General features: G+C 74.2%; 15 protein-coding genes and 1 pseudogene. 5 read left to right on the top strand and 11 right to left on the bottom strand.

Annotated elements, in window-relative coordinates; all coding sequences use genetic code 11:
* Positions 1-188: 188 nt before the first annotated feature.
* Positions 189-698, top strand: a pseudogene (locus QK442_RS34095) (cytochrome d ubiquinol oxidase subunit II); the annotation flags it as partial.
* A gap of 288 nt (positions 699-986) precedes the next feature.
* On the opposite strand, the gene QK442_RS34090 reads toward QK442_RS34095, so the two are convergent.
* Entirely contained in the window at positions 987-2,285 is a 1,299-nt protein-coding gene (locus QK442_RS34090) for an AI-2E family transporter (RefSeq protein ID WP_282697992.1), read from the bottom strand.
* A 76-nt stretch (positions 2,286-2,361) separates the two neighbouring features.
* On the bottom strand, positions 2,362-2,556 hold the full coding sequence (locus QK442_RS34085) for a DUF3046 domain-containing protein (RefSeq protein ID WP_282697991.1): 195 nt from the start codon (positions 2,554-2,556) through the stop codon (positions 2,362-2,364).
* A 79-nt stretch (positions 2,557-2,635) separates the two neighbouring features.
* Here QK442_RS34085 and QK442_RS34080 point away from each other — a divergent pair, with 79 nt between their 5' ends.
* Entirely contained in the window at positions 2,636-3,586 is a 951-nt protein-coding gene (locus tag QK442_RS34080; RefSeq protein WP_282697990.1) for a hypothetical protein, read from the top strand.
* Positions 3,587-3,607: 21 nt separating this feature from the next.
* On the opposite strand, the gene QK442_RS34075 is transcribed toward QK442_RS34080, so the two are convergent.
* The 3 genes from QK442_RS34075 to QK442_RS34065 all read right to left on the bottom strand — a co-directional run bounded on the left by QK442_RS34075 (position 3,608) and on the right by QK442_RS34065 (position 5,646).
* Positions 3,608-3,925 carry an AzlD domain-containing protein gene (locus tag QK442_RS34075; RefSeq protein ID WP_282697995.1) on the bottom strand — a complete coding sequence of 106 codons (318 nt, stop codon included), beginning with the start codon at positions 3,923-3,925 and terminating at the stop codon, positions 3,608-3,610.
* Between the two features lie 5 nt (positions 3,926-3,930).
* Positions 3,931-4,683 (bottom strand): AzlC family ABC transporter permease, encoded by a 753-nt coding sequence (locus QK442_RS34070; RefSeq protein ID WP_282697994.1) that lies wholly within the window; start codon positions 4,681-4,683, stop codon positions 3,931-3,933.
* Between the two features lie 129 nt (positions 4,684-4,812).
* Positions 4,813-5,646 carry an AraC family transcriptional regulator gene (locus QK442_RS34065; protein ID WP_282697989.1) on the bottom strand — a complete coding sequence of 278 codons (834 nt, stop codon included), beginning with the start codon at positions 5,644-5,646 and terminating at the stop codon, positions 4,813-4,815.
* 89 nt (positions 5,647-5,735) lie between these two features.
* Here QK442_RS34065 and QK442_RS34060 point away from each other — a divergent pair, with 89 nt between their 5' ends.
* From QK442_RS34060 to QK442_RS34050, 3 genes are all read left to right on the top strand, one after another.
* On the top strand, positions 5,736-10,382 hold the full coding sequence (locus QK442_RS34060; RefSeq protein WP_282697988.1) for a DEAD/DEAH box helicase: 4,647 nt from the start codon (positions 5,736-5,738) through the stop codon (positions 10,380-10,382).
* Positions 10,383-10,448: 66 nt separating this feature from the next.
* Positions 10,449-11,237 carry a DNA-formamidopyrimidine glycosylase family protein gene (locus tag QK442_RS34055; RefSeq protein WP_282697987.1) on the top strand — a complete coding sequence of 263 codons (789 nt, stop codon included), beginning with the start codon at positions 10,449-10,451 and terminating at the stop codon, positions 11,235-11,237.
* Positions 11,238-11,323: 86 nt separating this feature from the next.
* On the top strand, positions 11,324-12,088 hold the full coding sequence (locus QK442_RS34050; RefSeq protein ID WP_282697986.1) for an SDR family NAD(P)-dependent oxidoreductase: 765 nt from the start codon (positions 11,324-11,326) through the stop codon (positions 12,086-12,088).
* Here the strand turns inward: QK442_RS34050 and QK442_RS34045 are convergent.
* The 6 genes from QK442_RS34045 to rimO form a co-directional block, all read right to left on the bottom strand.
* A complete protein-coding gene (locus QK442_RS34045; RefSeq protein ID WP_282697985.1) occupies positions 12,036-12,290 on the bottom strand; it encodes a hypothetical protein in 255 nt (84 codons plus the stop codon). The genes QK442_RS34050 and QK442_RS34045 overlap by 53 nt on opposite strands.
* A gap of 229 nt (positions 12,291-12,519) precedes the next feature.
* Positions 12,520-13,002 (bottom strand): DNA starvation/stationary phase protection protein, encoded by a 483-nt coding sequence (locus tag QK442_RS34040; protein ID WP_282697984.1) that lies wholly within the window; start codon positions 13,000-13,002, stop codon positions 12,520-12,522.
* Positions 13,003-13,172: 170 nt separating this feature from the next.
* The gene (locus QK442_RS34035) at positions 13,173-13,556 is read right to left on the bottom strand and encodes a helix-turn-helix transcriptional regulator (RefSeq protein WP_030495036.1); all 384 of its coding nucleotides are present in this window, start codon (positions 13,554-13,556) and stop codon (positions 13,173-13,175) included.
* Positions 13,557-13,650: 94 nt separating this feature from the next.
* Positions 13,651-14,190 carry a CinA family protein gene (locus tag QK442_RS34030; protein ID WP_282697983.1) on the bottom strand — a complete coding sequence of 180 codons (540 nt, stop codon included), beginning with the start codon at positions 14,188-14,190 and terminating at the stop codon, positions 13,651-13,653.
* The gene (gene pgsA, locus QK442_RS34025) at positions 14,187-14,879 is read right to left on the bottom strand and encodes a CDP-diacylglycerol--glycerol-3-phosphate 3-phosphatidyltransferase (RefSeq protein WP_282697982.1); all 693 of its coding nucleotides are present in this window, start codon (positions 14,877-14,879) and stop codon (positions 14,187-14,189) included. Before pgsA ends, QK442_RS34030 begins: the two co-directional genes overlap by 4 nt.
* Positions 14,876-16,363, bottom strand: a complete 1,488-nt coding sequence (gene rimO, locus QK442_RS34020; protein ID WP_282697981.1) for a 30S ribosomal protein S12 methylthiotransferase RimO — start codon at positions 16,361-16,363, stop codon at positions 14,876-14,878. Before rimO ends, pgsA begins: the two co-directional genes overlap by 4 nt.
* Positions 16,364-16,451 lie beyond the last annotated feature (88 nt).

Genomic DNA, 16,451 nt, shown 5'->3' with positions numbered 1-16,451 from the left:
GCCCAGCGGCAGCCTCCGGCCCACCGGCACCCCTCCCCTCACCCCTGGTGCTGTCATCCGATCAACGACACCACCACGGAAAGGTCACATATACGACCTACGAACTCCCGGACGACACCGATGTCCTCTCCGCGAGCACCCGGCCCCGGACCGGCGGACAACGCATCACTGAAGACCTCTGAGGACCAGTGAGTCTGGCCGTCGTCCTGCTCGCCTGCTGTGTCACCGGCTGGTTCGTCCTCGCCGGTACGGACATCGGCAGCGGCATGCTGCTGCCCTGGCTCGGTCGCGACGACGCCGGGCGCCGGCTCGTCCTCGCCTCCTTCGCCCCGTTCTTCCTGGGGAACGAGGTGTGGCTGGTGGCCGCCGCCGGTGTCCTCGTCGGCTGCTTCCCGGAGCTGGAGGGCGAGCTGCTGAGCGGTCAGGCCCCGGTCCTCGTCGCGCTCCTGGCCGGGTGGATCGTGCGGGACGCGGGGCTGTGGTCACGGGGCCGGGGGCCGGGCCGCCGCTGGCGGGCGGCCTGCGACGCCGCCGTGACGGCCGGCAGCTGGGTGGTCGCGCTGTCCTGGGGCCCGCTGCTCGCGGCCCTCCTCTCCGGCAGACCGTACGAGCCGGCCGGCGGGCCCGTCGCCGTCGTGGCCGCCCTGGCCGTCGCCGCCCTGTTCGCGGTGCACGGGCTCGGCTTCGCCTCGCTGCGCCTCACTGGCGCCCCGTACCAGCGGGCCCGGCGGCTGGTGGGGCGGGCGGGGCGGCCCTGGCATCCGCTCGCCCTCACCGCCGTCCGCTGGGCGGGCTGCCGCTCTGGGCGGGATCGGCGCTGCCGCTGTCGGAACGGACGGCGGCACCGGGGATGCTGGCCCTGCTCGTCCCCGCGCTGGCCCTCGTCACCCCGCTGCTCGTCGCCGTCCAGGGGTGGGTCTGGTACGCGTTCCGAGGCCGGGTCACCGGCCCCTCGTACCTCTGAACCCTCCCCCTGTACGTCCCCGTCAGCCGTCCTCGGAGGCCGCCGCGCCCTCCTTCCTGGGCTGGAGGGCCCGCTGGAACCGGGCCAGGACCGCCTCGCCGTACCGGCGGTAGCCGTGCACCCGGGGGTCGTCCGTGACGTCGTACCGCTTCACGTACGCGCCGAGGAAGGCCTGGAGGGTGGCCACGGCCGGGATGGCGATCAGCGCGCCGACCGCGCCGAGCAGCGCGGTGCCCGCGATGACCGAGCCGAAGGCCACCGCCGGGTGGATGTCGACGGTCTTGGAGGTGAGCTTCGGCTGGAGGACGTAGTTCTCGAACTGCTGGTAGACCACGACGAATCCGAGTACCCACAGCGCGTACCAGGGGTTCACGGTGAAGGCGATCAGCATCGGCAGGGCGCCCGCCAGATAGGTGCCGATGGTGGGGATGAACTGCGAGACCAGACCGACCCAGACGGCGAGGGCGGGGGCGTAGGGCACGTCCAGGATCTCGAAGAGCACGAAGTGCGCGACACCGGAGATGAGGGCCATCAGACCGCGCGAGTACAGGTAGCCGCCGGTCTTGTCGACCGCGATCTCCCAGGCGCGCAGCACCTCGGCCTGCCGGGCGGGCGGCAGGACGGAGCAGAGCGCGCGGCGGAGGCGGGGGCCGTCGGCGGCGAAGTAGAAGGCGAAGAGGAAGATCGTCAGCAGCCGGAAGAGGCCGCCGAGGACGGTCGCGGAGACGTCGAGGACGCCGGTGGCGCTGTTCTGCACGTACTTCTGCAGCCAGTCCGACTTGAGGACGCTGTCCTGGACCTCGACCCGGGAGAGGTCGGTGTGGAAGGTCAGGTTGATCCACTTGATGAGCGAGTCGAGGTACTTGGGGAAGTTCTCGACCATGTCGACGATCTGGCCGGCCAGCATCGAGCCGAGCAGCACCACGAAGCCGACGCCGACGACCAGGACGCCGAAGAAGACCAGGAAGGTGGCGAGGCCGCGGCGCATCCCGCGCGCCGCCATGCGGCCGACGGCCGGTTCGATGGCGAGCGCGAGGAAGAAGGCGAGGAGGACGTTGACGAGCAGGCCGACGAGCTGGTGGAAGGCCCAGCTGCCGAGCAGGAAGCAGGCGTAGAGGGCGAGGGCGAGGACCATCGCGCGGGGCAGCCAGCGGGGCATGCGCGCGCCGGGCACCACAGCGGCGGGGCGCTCCGCGGGCGGCTGCCCGTCGGGGCCGGCGGGGGCGCCGGGCGAGCTCGCGCCGGGCGTCCCGTTCCGGGCGGCGGCGGGCGGCGCCTGTGTCATGGGGGCGGTCTTCTCGGTGTCGTCAGTCGGGGCCACCCCGCAAGTCTCGCGCACCCGGCGGACAATCAGGCCGGGTCCCGACGGATCACGGGGTCACCTCTCGGCCGACCGCTCAGCGCTTCTCGGCCGGTACGTCCATGGCGGCGCAGACGACCCGCCACACGTCCTTCGCCTCCCAGCCGGCGTCCAGCGCCTCGTGGACGGTCCGGCCGCCCAGCTCGGACAGGACGTGGTCACGCGCGAAGGAGTCGGCGTAGGCGGCGCCGAAGTGGTCGGCCATCCGCTGCCAGAAAATCGTCAACCGCATGAGCCCAGTATCCCGCCCCCAAGAGTGCAGCCCGCCCGCCGGGGCTTGTCACCGCGCGGTTCCGCCCTACGGTCGGAGCATGGCCGAAAAACCCCTCTCCTCCCCGTCCTCTCCCCCGCCGGCTCCCGGCTCGCCGCTCGCCCGCGCCGAGCGGTTCGTCTGGCTGACGGCCCGCGTGCTCGAACAGCGCCGTTTCGCCTACCACTTCCTCCGCGGCGGTGCGGACGAGGTGGAGGCGGCCCTGACCGCGTACCTCGACGAGGACGGCGGTTACGGCCACGGACTCGAACCGGATCTGCGGGGACCGGTCAGCCAGCCGCTGCACACCGCGCACGCGCTGCGGGTCCTGGACTCGATCGGGCGCTGCGGCGGGCTGCGGGTGGAGCGGATCTGCCGCTATCTGACGGCCGTGTCCACGCACGAGGGGGCGCTGCCGGCGATCCACCCCTCGCAGCGCGGCTATCCGTCGGCGCCGTTCGTGCCGGTCGTCGACGACCCGCCAGGAGAACTGCTCTCGACGGGTCCGGTGGTCGGCACGCTCCACCGCAACCAGGTCTGGCACGCCTGGCTGTTCCGGGCCACCGAGTTCTGCTGGGCGGCGGTGGAGTCGCTGGAGAAGTCCCATCCGTACGAGGTGCAGGCGGCGGTCGCCTTCCTCGACTCGGCCCCGGACCGGCAGCGGGCGGAGGCGGCGGCCGACCGCCTCGGGCGGCTGGTGCGCGACCAGCGGCTCGCCGTGCTCGATCCGGACCACCCGGAGGAGTTCCCGGTGGCCGACGGGTACGCGCCCGGCGAGCACCACTATCCGCACGACTACGCGCGCGTGCCGGACTCGCTCGCCCGCGGCTGGTTCACCGACGAGGAGCTGTCCCGCTCGCTCGACTTCCTCGCGGCGGAGCAGGCCGAGGACGGCGGCTGGCCGATCCGGTGGCGAGCCTGGGCGCCGGGCTCGGCCCTGGAGTGGCGCCCGATCGTCACGATCGAGGCCCTGCGCACCCTGCGCGCCTACGGCCGTCCCCTGGACGGCTGATCCGGGGGCGGCCCGGGGGGCTCAGCCGCCGAGGGCCCGGACGCCCGCCGTCACGAGGACGGCGGCGCCCACGACGACCAGGAAGGGCGCGCGCAGGACGAGGGCGAGCGCAGCGGCGGCCACCCCGGCGGCACGGGCGTCCAGGGTGACCGCCGTGCCCGTGCCGAAGGTCTGCTGGGCGGTGAGCGCCGCGAGCAGGGCGACGGGCAGAAGGGCGGCGAGCCGCTGGACGAGCGGGCGCTCCAGGGTCTGGGCGGGGACGAGCAGGCCGATCAGCTTGACCAGGTAGCAGCCGGCCACGGTGAGGCCGATCGCGAGCCAGACGTGGGCGCCGTTCATGCCGCTCATCGGGAGGCCTCCTCGTTCTCGCTGTTCTTCCCGGTGCGCGGTTCCGTCGGCTCGTGCCGGGCCCGTCGGCCCCGGAGCCAGAGGACGGCCGGGGCGGCGAGCGCCGAGACGAGGACGGGGACGCCCGCCGGGAGCACGGGCAGCAGGCCCAGGCCGAGGACGACGGCGATCCCTGCGGTGGCCCGCTCGGTCGCGGTCCGCAGCATCGGGGCGAGCAGTGCGAGGAAGACGGCGGGGCCCGCGGCGTCCAGGCCCCAGGCGGCGGTGTCGCCGAGGGCCTCGGCGCCGAGCGCCCCGAGGAAGGTGGTGAGGTTCCACAGGAGGTAGAGGGTGAGCCCGGTGACGGTGAAGCCGATGCGGGCGGACCTGCGGTCCGGCTGGGCGAGGGCGACGGCGGCGGTCTCGTCGATGACCCACTGCGCGGCGAACGGCTTCGCGGCCCTCGGCAGGGCGAGGAGCTGGGAGAGGCGCAGCCCGTAGAAGGCGTTGCGGGTGCCGAGGAAGAAGGCTCCGGCGGCGGCCGTGAACGGGTTCCCGCCGCCGGCGAGCGCGCCGACGAGGGCGAACTGCGAGGCGCCCGTGAAGACGAGCAGACTGAGTGCGCAGGTCTGGAGGAGGCTGAGCCCGGCGCCCGCCGAGGTCACGCCGAAGGCGAAGCCGGAGAGCCCGACGGCGACGCCGACGCCGAGCGCGTCCCGGACGACGGCGGAGTCGGGCTTGCCCGGCCCGGCGGGTGCGTGATCGCGTATGCGCGTGTCCCCCGTGGCGGGGTGTGCTGTCTGTTCTGCCACGCCCCCGACGTTACGGAGCGGCCGGCGGCCGGTCTTGTACATTTTTGCGCCCCGCACCCGCGTACGCCCCGCCCCTGCCCACCGCGCCTACGTCCTCCCGCGTCCCACGCCCCGGGCCCGCTGGTAGGCCCCGGGCGGGACTCCGACGCTGCGGGTGAAGTGGCGGTTCAGGTGGGGCTGGTCGGTGAAGCCGACGGCGACCGCGGCCTCGGCCGGAGGTGTCCCGGTGTCCAGGAGCCGACGGGCCCGCCGCACGCGCGCGTCGGTGAGCCAGGTGTGCGGCGGCATGCCGTACGCGGCGCGGAAGGCCCGCAGCAGGGCGAAGGGGCTGGTGCCGAGGTCGGCGGCGAGCCGTTCCAGGGTGGGCGGCTCCGCCATCCGCTCCTCCAGGACGGCACGCGCGCGTGCCGCGTCCCTGGCGCCCGCGCTGCGGGGCGTGAGCGGGCGCAGACCACCGTGGCTGCGCAGCATCCGCGCGGTCACCAGGCGGAGCAGGCTGTCGGCGGCGAGCGCGTTGCCCTCCTCGGCGGCCCGGTGGACGCCGATGACGAGCCGGGCCGCGTACGGGTCGTCGACGACGGGCTGGGTGAAGCCGACCGGGCCGCGGACGGCGAGGACGTCGGCGGCGATCGAGCGGACGAGCTCCGGGTCCGGATAGATCGTGCGGTAGGTCCAGCCCTCGGGGACGCCCGCGTGCCCGGTGTGCGGGGTGTCGGGGTTGACGAGGGCGATCTGCCCCGGCCCCGCCCGGACCAGGTCGTCGCCGTAGTGGAAGGCCTCGACGCCCTCGGTGATCGCGGCGTAGACGAAGGTCTCGTGGGTGTGGCGGGAGAACGCCTTGTGGATGTAGTGCGCGTGCAGCAGGTCGACCCCCGGCAGCTCGGCGTACCGCCAGTACCGTGCCCGCTCGCCCCTCGCCATGGCTCCATTCTGCGGCTCCTCGTCCACCGCGACGAACGGATGTCCCCAGGTCCGGGCGGTTGTCAGTGGCCGGGTGCACGATGGGGGGCATGGTCACGTCCGCGCTCGAAGACTTCTCCCCGGCCACCCGTGGGTGGTTCACCGGGGCGTTCCCCGCGCCCACGGCGGCCCAGGAGGGCGCTTGGCGGGCCATCGGCGCGGGCTCCGACGTGCTCGTGGTGGCGCCGACGGGCTCGGGCAAGACGCTGGCCGCCTTCCTCGCCTCCCTGGACCGCCTGGCGTCCGTCCCCGTCCCGGCCGAGCCGAAGAAGCGCTGCCGGGTGCTGTACGTCTCCCCGCTCAAAGCCCTCGCGGTGGACGTGGAGCGGAACCTCCGCTCACCGCTGACCGGCATCCGCCAGGAGGCCGTACGCCTCGGGCTGCCCGAGCCGGACGTGCGGGTCGGCATCCGCTCGGGCGACACCCCGGCCGCCGAGCGCCGCTCGCTCGCCACCCGGCCGCCGGACATCCTGATCACCACCCCCGAGTCGCTCTTCCTGATGCTGACCTCGGCCGCCCGGGAGGCGCTGTCCGGGGTGGAGACGGTCATCCTGGACGAGGTCCACGCGGTCGCCGGCACCAAGCGCGGCGCCCATCTGGCGCTCACCCTGGAGCGGCTCGACGAGCTGCTGCCCCGCCCCGCGCGCAGGATCGGCCTGTCGGCCACGGTCCGCCCGGTCGACGAGGTCGCCCGCTTCCTCTCCCCCGGCCGCCAGGTGGAGATCGTGCAGCCGCCCTCGGGCAAGGAGTTCGACCTCTCCGTCGTCGTGCCGGTGGAGGACCTGGGCGAGCTGGGGGGTTCGCCCGCCTCCGAGGGCAAGGAGGACGGTGACAAGCCGTCGATCTGGCCGCATGTGGAGGAGCGGATCGCCGACCTCGTGCAGGCCCACCGCTCCACGATCGTCTTCGCCAACTCCCGGCGCCTGGCCGAGCGGCTGTGCAACCGGCTGAACGAGATCGCCTACGAGCGGGCGACCGGCGAACCCGCCCCCGAGGGCGCCCCGCCGACGGAGGTCATGGCGCAGTCGGGCGCGGCGAAGGGGGTGCCGCCGCTGCTCGCCCGTGCCCACCACGGTTCGGTGTCGAAGGAGCAGCGCGCGCAGGTCGAGGAGGACCTGAAGGCGGGCCGGCTGCCCGCCGTGGTCGCCACCTCCAGCCTGGAGCTGGGCATCGACATGGGCGCCGTCGACCTGGTCGTGCAGGTCGAGTCGCCGCCCTCGGTGGCCTCCGGGCTCCAGCGCGTGGGCCGCGCCGGGCACCAGGTCGGGGCGGTCTCCACGGGCGTGGTGTTCCCGAAGTACCGAGGCGACCTGGTGCAGGCGGCGGTGGTCACCGAGCGGATGCGGTCGGGCTCCATCGAGTCGCTGCGGATCCCCGCCAACCCGCTGGACGTGCTGGCGCAGCAGCTGGTCGCCATGGTCGCGCTCGACACCTGGCAGGTGGACGACCTGCTCGCGGTGGTGCGCCGGGCCGCCCCGTTCGCCTCCCTACCGGAGTCGGCCTTCACCGGCGTCCTCGACATGCTCGCGGGCCGGTACCCCTCGGACGCCTTCGCGGAGCTGCGCCCGCGCGTGGTGTGGGACCGGGTCGCGGGCACCGTCACCGGCCGTCCGGGCGCGCAGCGCCTCGCGGTCACCTCCGGCGGCACCATCCCGGACCGGGGCCTCTTCGGGGTCTTCCTCGCCGGCGCGGACCCGAAGAAGGGCGGGGGCCGGGTCGGGGAGCTCGACGAGGAGATGGTGTACGAGTCGCGGGTCGGCGACGTGTTCACCCTGGGGACGACCTCCTGGCGGATCGAGGACATCACCCGCGACCGGGTCCTGGTGTCGCCCGCGCCGGGCGTGCCGGGCCGGCTGCCGTTCTGGAAGGGCGACCAGCTGGGCCGCCCGCTCGAACTGGGCCGCGCGGTGGGCGCGTTCCTGCGCGAGCTGGGCGCCCTCGGCGAGGAGGACGCGCGGCTGCGGCTGCTCGCGGCGGGCCTGGACGCCTGGGCGGCGGGCAACGTCCTGGCGTATCTGAGGGAACAGCGCGAGGCCTGCGGCCACGTGCCCGACGACCGCACGATCCTGGTGGAGCGGTTCCGCGACGAGCTGGGCGACTGGCGGGTCGTGATCCACTCCCCCTTCGGCGCGCAGGTGCATGCCCCCTGGGCGCTGGCCCTGGGGGCGCGCCTGAGCGAGCGGTACGGCATGGACGCGCAGGTGATGCACGCGGACGACGGCATCGTGCTGCGGCTGCCGGACGCCGATCTGATGGGCCTCGACATGGGCCTGGACCTGCTCGACCACGAACCGGTGGACCCGGGCCGCCACCAGGACGCAGTGTACGACGCCGACCAGGCGCCGGTCGGCGCGGCGGACACGGTCTTCGACAAGGGCGAGGTCGCGCAGGTCGTCACCGACCAGGTGGGCGGCTCCGCGCTGTTCGCCTCCCGGTTCCGCGAGTGCGCCGCCCGCGCCCTGCTGCTGCCGAAGCGGAACCCGGGGAAGCGCACCCCGCTCTGGCAGCAGCGGCAGCGGGCCTCCCAGCTGCTCCAGGTGACGAGCGAGTTCGGCTCCTTCCCGATCGTCCTGGAGGCCGTCCGCGAATGCCTCCAGGACGTCTTCGACGTCCCCGGTCTCACCGAGCTGATGGGCGACATCGAGGCCCGCCGGGTCCGTCTCGTCGAGGTCACCACCCCCGAGCCGTCCCCCTTCGCCCGCTCCCTGCTCTTCGGCTACGTGGCGCAGTTCCTGTACGAAGGCGACTCCCCGCTCGCCGAGCGGCGGGCGGCCGCCCTCTCCCTGGACTCGCGGCTCCTCGCGGAGCTGCTGGGCCAGGCGGAGCTGCGCGAACTGCTCGACCCCGAGGTCCTGACCGAGCTGGAGGAGGAGCTCCAGTGGCTCACCGAGGACCGGCGGGTCAAGGACGAGGAGGGCGTCGCCGACCTGCTGCGGGTCCTCGGCCCGCTGACCGACGCCGAGCTGGCCGCACGCGGTGCGGAGCCGGCCTTGGCGGAGGAGCTCTCGCGGGCCCGCCGGGCGATCCGGGTGCGGATCGCGGGCACCGAGCACTGGGCGGCGGTCGAGGACGCGGGCCGGCTGCGGGACGCGCTGGGCACGGCGCTCCCGGTGGGCGTCCCCGAGGCGTTCACCGAGCCCGTCAAGGATCCGCTCGGCGACCTCCTCGCGCGGTACGCCCGTACCCACGGCCCCTTCACCTCCGCGCAGGCCGCCGCCCGCTTCGGCCTCGGCGCTGCCGTCACCGACGGTGCCCTCCAGCGCCTCTCCGCCGCCGGCCGGGTCGTCCAGGGCGAGTTCCACCCCTCCGGAATCGGCCAGGAGTGGTGCGACGCCGCCGTGCTGCGCCGGCTGCGACGCCGCTCCCTGGCGGCCCTGCGGCACGAGCTGGAGCCGGTGCCCCCGGCGGCCCTGGCGGGCTTCCTGCCGCAGTGGCAGCACCTGGGCGGCAGCAGTCTGCGCGGGATCGACGGCCTGGCCCGCGCGGTGGAGCAGCTCCAGGGCGCGCCCGTGCCGGCGTCGGCCCTGGAGAAGCTGGTCCTGCCGTCCCGGGTCCGGGACTACTCACCGGCGATGCTCGACGAGCTGACCACCACCGGAGAGGTCGTGTGGGCCGGGGCGGGCTCGCTGCCCGGCAAGGACGGCTGGGTCTCGCTGTACCTCGCCGACGCGGCCCCGCTGCTGCTGCCCCCGCCGCACCCGCTGGAGCTCACCGCGCTCCACGAGTCGGTCCTGGCGGCCCTGGCCGGGGGGTACGGCCTCTTCTTCCGGCAGATCGCCGACCAGGTCCGGATCACCACCCATCCGGACGCCACCGATCCGCAGCTCGCCGACGCCCTGTGGGACCTGGCCTGGTCGGGCCGGCTCACCAACGACACCCTGGCGCCGCTGCGCTCCCTGCTGGGCTCGGGCCGCACGGCCGGTTCGACCGCCCACCGGGCCCGCCGCACGGTGCCGCGCGGGCGGTTCGGGACCCTGGGCGCCACCCGCCCGGCCTCCCGCTCCGGGCCGCCGACGGTCTCGGGCCGCTGGGCGCTGCTGCCGGACGCCGAGCCGGAGCCGACCCACCGGGCGCACGCGCTGGCCCGTACCCTCCTCGACCGGCACGGCGTGGTGACCCGCGGCGCGGTGGCGGCCGAGGGCGTCGCCGGCGGCTTCTCGGCGGTGTACCGGATCCTGTCCGCCTTCGAGGACAGCGGCCAGGCCCGGCGCGGCTATGTGGTGGAGGGGCTGGGCGCGGCCCAGTTCGCGATGGACGGGGCCGTCGACCGGCTGCGGGCGGCGGCGACCGCACGGGACCGGGGCGCCGAGGCGGGCGCGGGCCCGCGCGCGGTGGTGCTGGCCGCCGCCGACCCGGCGAACGCGTACGGGGCCGCGCTGCCCTGGCCCGAGCCGCCGACCGGCGCCGGGCACAAGCCGGGCCGCAAGGCGGGCGCCCTGGTGGTGCTGGTCGACGGCGAGCTGACGCTGTACGTGGAGCGCGGCGGCAAGACGGTGCTGTCCTGGCCGTCGGAGCCGGACGACCCGGCCCTGGCGGCGGCCGCCGGGTCCCTGGCCGAGGCCGCGCGGGCCGGGGCGCTCGGCACGGTCACGGTGGAGCGGATCAACGGCGCGACGGCCCTGACCTCCCCCCTGGCCCGCCCCCTGGAGACGGCGGGCTTCCTGGCCACCCCCCGCGGCCTCCGCCTCCGCGCATAGCCACCCCCGGGAGCCGACCCCAGGAGCCGGCCCCCGCCACCGTCCCCGACCCGGCATCATGGCCCCATGCCCGAAGGAGACACCGTCTGGCAGGCCGCGCACCGACTGCACGCCGCACTGGCCGGGCGGGTGCTGACCCGCGCGGACCTGCGGGTGCCCCGCTTCGCGACCGCGGACCTCACCGGCCGCACGGTCCTGGACGTCACCCCGCGCGGCAAGCACCTCCTGGCCCGGATCGAGGGCGGGCTCACCCTCCACTCGCACCTGCGGATGGACGGCGCCTGGAAGGTGTACGCCACCGGGGAGCGCCCCCGCGGCGGCCCCGAGCACCAGATCCGGGCCGTCCTCGGGAACGAGGAGCACACCGCGTACGGCTACCGCCTGCCGGTCCTGGAGCTGATCCGTACCGCCGAGGAGTCCCGGGTGGTGGGCCATCTCGGCCCCGATCTCCTCGGCTCGGACTGGGATGCCGAGAAGGCGGTCCGCCGTCTGCTCGCCGACCCTGCGCGGCCCCTCGGCGAGGCCCTGCTCGACCAGCGGAACCTCGCCGGCATCGGGAACGTCTACAAGTCGGAGCTGGCCTTCCTGGCGGGCGTCACACCCTGGCTCCCGGTCGGCGAGCTGGCCCCCGACGTACCGCCCCGCCTGGTGGCGACCGCCCACCGCCTCCTGGAGGCGAACAAGGACCGCCCGGACCGGCGCACCACGACGGCCCGCCGCCCGGGCACCCCGCTGCACGTCTACGGCCGCGAGGGCCGTCCCTGTCTGCGCTGCGGCGCCGCCGTCCGCAAGGCGGAGCTCGGCGACCGGGTCACGTACTGGTGCCCGTCCTGCCAGCGGGGTCCCGTCGGCTGATCCGCCTGCCCCGGCCGCCGGCTGATCCACCGGCCCCGACCGCCAAATGATTGACGGTCCGTCAGATCCGGTCGTACGGTCCCGTCATGAGCCTCTCGGCGTACGACCTCACCGGCCGCACCGCGTTCGTCACGGGCGCCGCGAGCGGCATCGGCCGCGCGAGCGCCGTCCTCCTCGCCCGGGCGGGCGCGACCCTGCACCTGGCGGACCGCGACGAGCCCGGCCTGGAGGAGACGGCCGCCCTGATCGCCCGCGAGGGCGGCACGGCCGGGGTCCACCCCCTCGACGTGACCGACCGGGCGGCGCTCGCCGCCGCCGTGGACGCGGCCGGGCCCCTCCACGTGATGGCGGCGGTCGCCGGGATCATGCACACCGGCACGGTCCTGGAGACCCGCGAGGAGGACCTCGACCGCGTCCTCGCCGTGAACTTCAAGGGCGTGCTCCACGCCTGCCAGGAGGCGGCCCGCTCGATGATCGCCTCCGGCACGGCGGGGTCGATCGTCACCATGGCCTCGGGCGCCATGGACACCGCGAGCCCCGGCCTGCTCTGCTACAGCGTCGCCAAGGCGGCCGTCGTCCAGCTCACCAAGACGCTCGCCGTCGAGGCGGGCCCGCACGGCATCCGGGTCAACGCGGTCGCCCCCGGCTGGGTGCGCACCCCCATGACGGACCGTCACGAACCGGCGGCCCAGGAGCGGGCCGAGGCCGCGATGGTCCGTCACTCACCGCTGCGGCGGGTCGGCGAGCCCGAGGACATCGCGCACGCGGTCCTCCATCTCGCCTGTGACGCCTCCTCGTTCACGACGGGTCAGATCCTGCGACCGAACGGCGGTGTCGCCATGCCCTGGTGAGACGGGCCGGCCGTGAGGAGGCGGCCACGTGCACCGGCAGCAGGCTCAGCCCCCAGCCGCCCGCGACCACCGCCCCCTCGACCGGTCCGGCCCCACCCGGAACCAGCAGCAGGCGCAGCACCGCCCACCACCAGAGCCCCCCGGCCACCAGTCCGACCGCGATCAGCGTGAGCGTCACCAGCGGAACCCGTCGCCGTACCATGGCCGCCTCCTGCGCCCGACGCTAGACCGGCAGGATCACCCTGCGGGAGGGCGCACCGGTGTCAGCCCCGGCGCGCACCCCGCGCACACCCCGGCGGACACCCCCGCGCGCAGGACACCGCGCGCCCCCTGCGCCGCTCCGGCGGGTTCCCCCGCGCACACCGCAGATCACGACGCCCCCCGCCGTACGCGGCACGCCCCCGGTCTCACCTATCGCCATGCCGGCCCGCCTAGGCGCTCTCCGCCTGGAACATCCACGCGTGCTTCTCCAGGTCGGCCGTGAGGCCGATGAGGATGTCCTGGCTGACGGGGTCGGGGTCTGCGGTGGCGCCCACGCGCTCCCGCATCCGGGTGATGACGGCGCCGAGCCCGTCCACCAGGATCCGCACCGCCTCCGTGTCCTTGATCCAGCCCTCCGGCACCGTACCGATCGCGCTGGTGGCGGCCACGGTGGCCGCGCGCCCGTCCGGGTTGACCCCCAGGGCGGAGGCCCGCTCGGCCACGATGTCGGAGTGCGTCCGGGCGGTGCCCACCACCTCGTCCAGCTGCAGGTGGACGGAGCGGAAGCGCGGTCCGACGACGTTCCAGTGCACCTGCTTGGCGACCAGCGCCAGATCGACGAGGTCGGCCAGGGCGCCCTGGAGCGCGTCACCGACCGTCTTGAGGTCGGCCTCGGAGAGCGGGCTCTTCACGACGGACTTCACGACAGACATGCGGAATCTCCCAACAGTCGTATGACTCCCCCACCATGGCACGCCTGTCCGGAATCCGACATCTCAAACAAAACCACCCAATACTCTCCGTGTGTGACGGAGATACGACGGAGCCCCGGTCAGCACCCCGTACAGGGGCACCGACCGGGGCTCCGTCCCGTTCGGTGGTGTCAGGCGGCGACGACGTCCACGGCCTCCGCGGGCGCCTTGATGGTCACCCGCTCGGTGGGCACACCGGCCACCGACGTCACCGACACCGAATTGAGCATCGGACGGACCGGCGCCGGCACCGGTTCGCTCGAAGCCGCCGACTCGGCCAGTTCGGCCAGTGACAGCTCGTCACTCACTTCGCGCATGAGCTCGGACATCCGTACGTCCAACGCGTCGCAGATCGCGGAGAGCAGTTCGGAGGAAGCCTCCTTCTGCCCCCGCTCCACCTCGGAGAGATAGCCGAGCGAGACTCGGGCGGACGAGGAGACTTCGCGCAGAGTACGGCCCTGGCGCTGGCGCTGCCGACGCAGCACGTCACCCAACAGGCGACGGAGCAGAATCATCGGTGGCTCCCTCCTCGGACCGCGTAGCCGCATCCTTCACGCCCCACCGTACCGCCTCGCGCCGCGGCCGTGCGGGGAGCGATGTCGTGTTCACTCAGGGCTGCAAACATCCATTCCCCCCGTTCTGTTCCGTATCCTGTGCCCGCGCATTTCCCGAGAGTTCCTCGCGAAGCAGTTCCAGCACGCTCCGCACACTCCCTCTACGGATTTCCGCGCGGTCGCCGTTCAATCTCAACGACACCACTTTCCCGGCCGCCGCGCCTGTCGTGGCCGGTCCGGCGACCGCCACGTAGACGGTCCCGACGGGCTGTCCGTCCTGCGGATCGGGCCCCGCCACCCCGGTCGTCGCCATCCCCCAGTCGGCGCCCAGCCGGTCCCGTACACCCCTCGCCATCTGCACCGCGACCTCGGGATCCACCGCCCCGCGCTCGCGCAGCAGGCCGGCGTCCACTCCGAGGAGCTCGTGCTTGAGGGGGGTCGCGTAGGCGGTGACGGAGCCGAGGAAACTCCGGGACGCCCCGGGCACCCCGGTCAGCTCCGCGGCGACGAGTCCCCCGGTGAGCGACTCGGCGGCGGCCAGCGTGTGGCCCCGCTCCGCGAGGAGGGCGAGTACCCGGGCCGCCGCGCCGCTCATCGCGCCGAAGCCCCCGGGGCGTCCGCCGCCTCCGCGCGGGCGGCGGCCCGCTCGGCCGCGAGCCCCCTGCGCCTCAGGACGACCGCCTGTCGCACATAATCCAGGCCGGTGACGACGGTCAGCACCACGGCCACCGCCATCACCCAGAAGCGCAGCGTCGCCAGCGGGCCGGTGAGCATCAGCACGTACATGCCGACCGCCGTGCCCTGGGCGAGCGTCTTCATCTTGCCGCCCCGGCTGGCCGGGATGACCCCGTGCCGGATCACCCAGAAGCGCATCAGCGTGATCCCCAGCTCACGCGCCAGGATCACCACCGTGACCCACCAGGGCAGGTCGCCGAGGGCGGAGAGGGAGATCAGCCCCGCGGCCATGATCGCCTTGTCGGCGATCGGGTCGGCGATCTTCCCGAAGTCGGTGACCAGGTTGTACGTACGGGCCAGGTGTCCGTCGAAGACGTCCGTGATCATGGCGACGGCGAAGGCCGCCCACGCCCAGGCCCGCCAGGCGGGGTCGTGTCCGCCGTCCTGGAGCAGCAGCACCACGAAGGCCGGCACGAGGACGAGCCGGATCATGGTGAGGATGTTGGCGATGTTCCACACGCTGACGGGGTTCACGGCCGCCGCGCCCAGCTTGCCGCGGGGCGCCGGCCTTCCGGTCCCGCCCGTCGCGGATGCCGGGACTCCGGTCACCTGCCCACCTCCTCGACGCACTCCGCCACGAGGTCGACGCCTTCCGTGCCCACGACCTTCGCCCTGACCATACGGCCAGGAGCCAGGTCCGGGCCCGCGCCACCACCGTCGGTGAGCAGCACCTGCCCGTCCGTCTCGGGGGCCTGGTGGGCGGCGCGGCCGATCCAGCCGTCCTCCTCGTCCTCGGTCTCCACCAGTACCTCCAGCATCTCTCCGATCCGCTCCTCCGCGCGCTGCGCGGTGAGCTCCTCGGCGAGCCGGGAGAGGTGGGCGAGGCGCTCGTCGACGACCTCCTGGTCGAGCTTGTGCTCGTACGTGGCGGCCTCGGTGCCGTCCTCGTCGGAGTAGCCGAAGACGCCGATGGCGTCGAGCCGGGCGTGGGTGACGAAGCGTTCCAGCTCGGCGAAGTCGGCCTCGGTCTCGCCGGGGAAACCGACGATGAAGTTGGAGCGGGCACCGGCCGTCGGGGCCTTCTCGCGGATGGTCGCAAGCAGCTCCAGGAAGCGGTCGGTGTCGCCGAAGCGGCGCATGGCGCGCAGCACGTCGGGGGCGCTGTGCTGGAAGGACAGGTCGAAGTAGGGCGCGACCTTGTCGGTGGAGGTGAGCACGTCGATCAGGCCGGGGCGCATCTCGGCCGGCTGGAGGTAGCTGACCCGGACGCGCTCGATGCCGTCGACGGCGGCGAGCTCGGGCAGCAGGCCCTCCAGGAGGCGGATGTCGCCGAGGTCCTTGCCGTACGAGGTGTTGTTCTCGGAGACCAGCATGATCTCCTTGACGCCCTGCTCGGCGAGCCAGCGGGTCTCGTTCAGCACGTCCGAGGGGCGGCGGGAGACGAAGCTGCCGCGGAAGGACGGGATGGCGCAGAAGGAGCAGCGGCGGTCGCAGCCGGAGGCCAGCTTCACGGAGGCGACGGGGCTGCGGTCGAGACGGCGGCGGAGCGGGGCGCGCGGCCCCGAGGCGGGCGCGAGGCCTTCGGGCAGGTCGCCCGGTACGTCCTGCGGCTCCTCGGCGGCTCCGTGGCCGGGGAGGGCGACCTCGGCGGCGGCCTGCTGGCGGTCGACCGGGGAGAGCGGGAGGAGCTTGCGGCGGTCGCGCGGGGCGTGCGCCTCGACGCTGCCGCCGCTGAGGATGGTCTGGAGGCGGTTGGAGATGTCGGCGTAGTCGTCGAAGCCGAGCACGCCGTCGGCTTCGGGGAGGGCGTCGGCCAGCTCCTTGCCGTAGCGCTCGGCCATGCAGCCGACGGCGACGACGGCCTGGGTGCGGCCATGGTCCTTCAGGTCATTGGCTTCGAGGAGGGCGTCGACGGAGTCCTTCTTGGCGGCTTCGACGAAGCCACAGGTGTTGACGACGGCGACGTCCGCTTCCTCGGCGTTCTCGACGAGCTCCCAGCCGTCCGCTGCCAAGCGGCCTGCGAGCTCCTCCGAGTCCACCTCGTTACGGGCGCAGCCGAGAGTGACAAGGGCGACGGTACGGCGTTCGGGCATGGACTCAAGACTACTTCGTCCCGGACGTGACGCCGTCGCTCAGGGTTCACCTGAGCGACGGAGGTCACACCGGTCGCGGGGGCCGCGG

It is taken from the genome of Streptomyces sp. CC208A (assembly GCF_030010625.1).
Classification (GTDB): domain Bacteria; phylum Actinomycetota; class Actinomycetes; order Streptomycetales; family Streptomycetaceae; genus Streptomyces.
The sequence above is the reverse complement of the archived record's forward strand: the minus strand, read 5'-3'. Positions and strand labels throughout refer to the sequence as shown.

What these genes read in the sequence shown, in the direction of transcription:
- QK442_RS34085 (WP_282697991.1), bottom strand. Translation starts at nt 2,556, where the DNA reads ATGCGGTTGACGATTTTCTGGCAGCGGATGGCCGACCACTTCGGCGCC.
- QK442_RS34080 (WP_282697990.1), top strand. Translation starts at nt 2,636, where the DNA reads ATGGCCGAAAAACCCCTCTCCTCCCCGTCCTCTCCCCCGCCGGCTCCC.
- QK442_RS34075 (WP_282697995.1), bottom strand. Translation starts at nt 3,925, where the DNA reads ATGAACGGCGCCCACGTCTGGCTCGCGATCGGCCTCACCGTGGCCGGC.
- QK442_RS34065 (WP_282697989.1), bottom strand. Translation starts at nt 5,646, where the DNA reads ATGGCGAGGGGCGAGCGGGCACGGTACTGGCGGTACGCCGAGCTGCCG.
- QK442_RS34060 (WP_282697988.1), top strand. Translation starts at nt 5,736, where the DNA reads ATGGTCACGTCCGCGCTCGAAGACTTCTCCCCGGCCACCCGTGGGTGG.
- QK442_RS34055 (WP_282697987.1), top strand. Translation starts at nt 10,449, where the DNA reads ATGCCCGAAGGAGACACCGTCTGGCAGGCCGCGCACCGACTGCACGCC.
- QK442_RS34050 (WP_282697986.1), top strand. Translation starts at nt 11,324, where the DNA reads ATGAGCCTCTCGGCGTACGACCTCACCGGCCGCACCGCGTTCGTCACG.
- QK442_RS34045 (WP_282697985.1), bottom strand. Translation starts at nt 12,290, where the DNA reads ATGGTACGGCGACGGGTTCCGCTGGTGACGCTCACGCTGATCGCGGTC.
- QK442_RS34040 (WP_282697984.1), bottom strand. Translation starts at nt 13,002, where the DNA reads ATGTCTGTCGTGAAGTCCGTCGTGAAGAGCCCGCTCTCCGAGGCCGAC.
- QK442_RS34035 (WP_030495036.1), bottom strand. Translation starts at nt 13,556, where the DNA reads ATGATTCTGCTCCGTCGCCTGTTGGGTGACGTGCTGCGTCGGCAGCGC.
- QK442_RS34030 (WP_282697983.1), bottom strand. Translation starts at nt 14,190, where the DNA reads ATGAGCGGCGCGGCGGCCCGGGTACTCGCCCTCCTCGCGGAGCGGGGC.
- rimO (WP_282697981.1), bottom strand. Translation starts at nt 16,363, where the DNA reads ATGCCCGAACGCCGTACCGTCGCCCTTGTCACTCTCGGCTGCGCCCGT.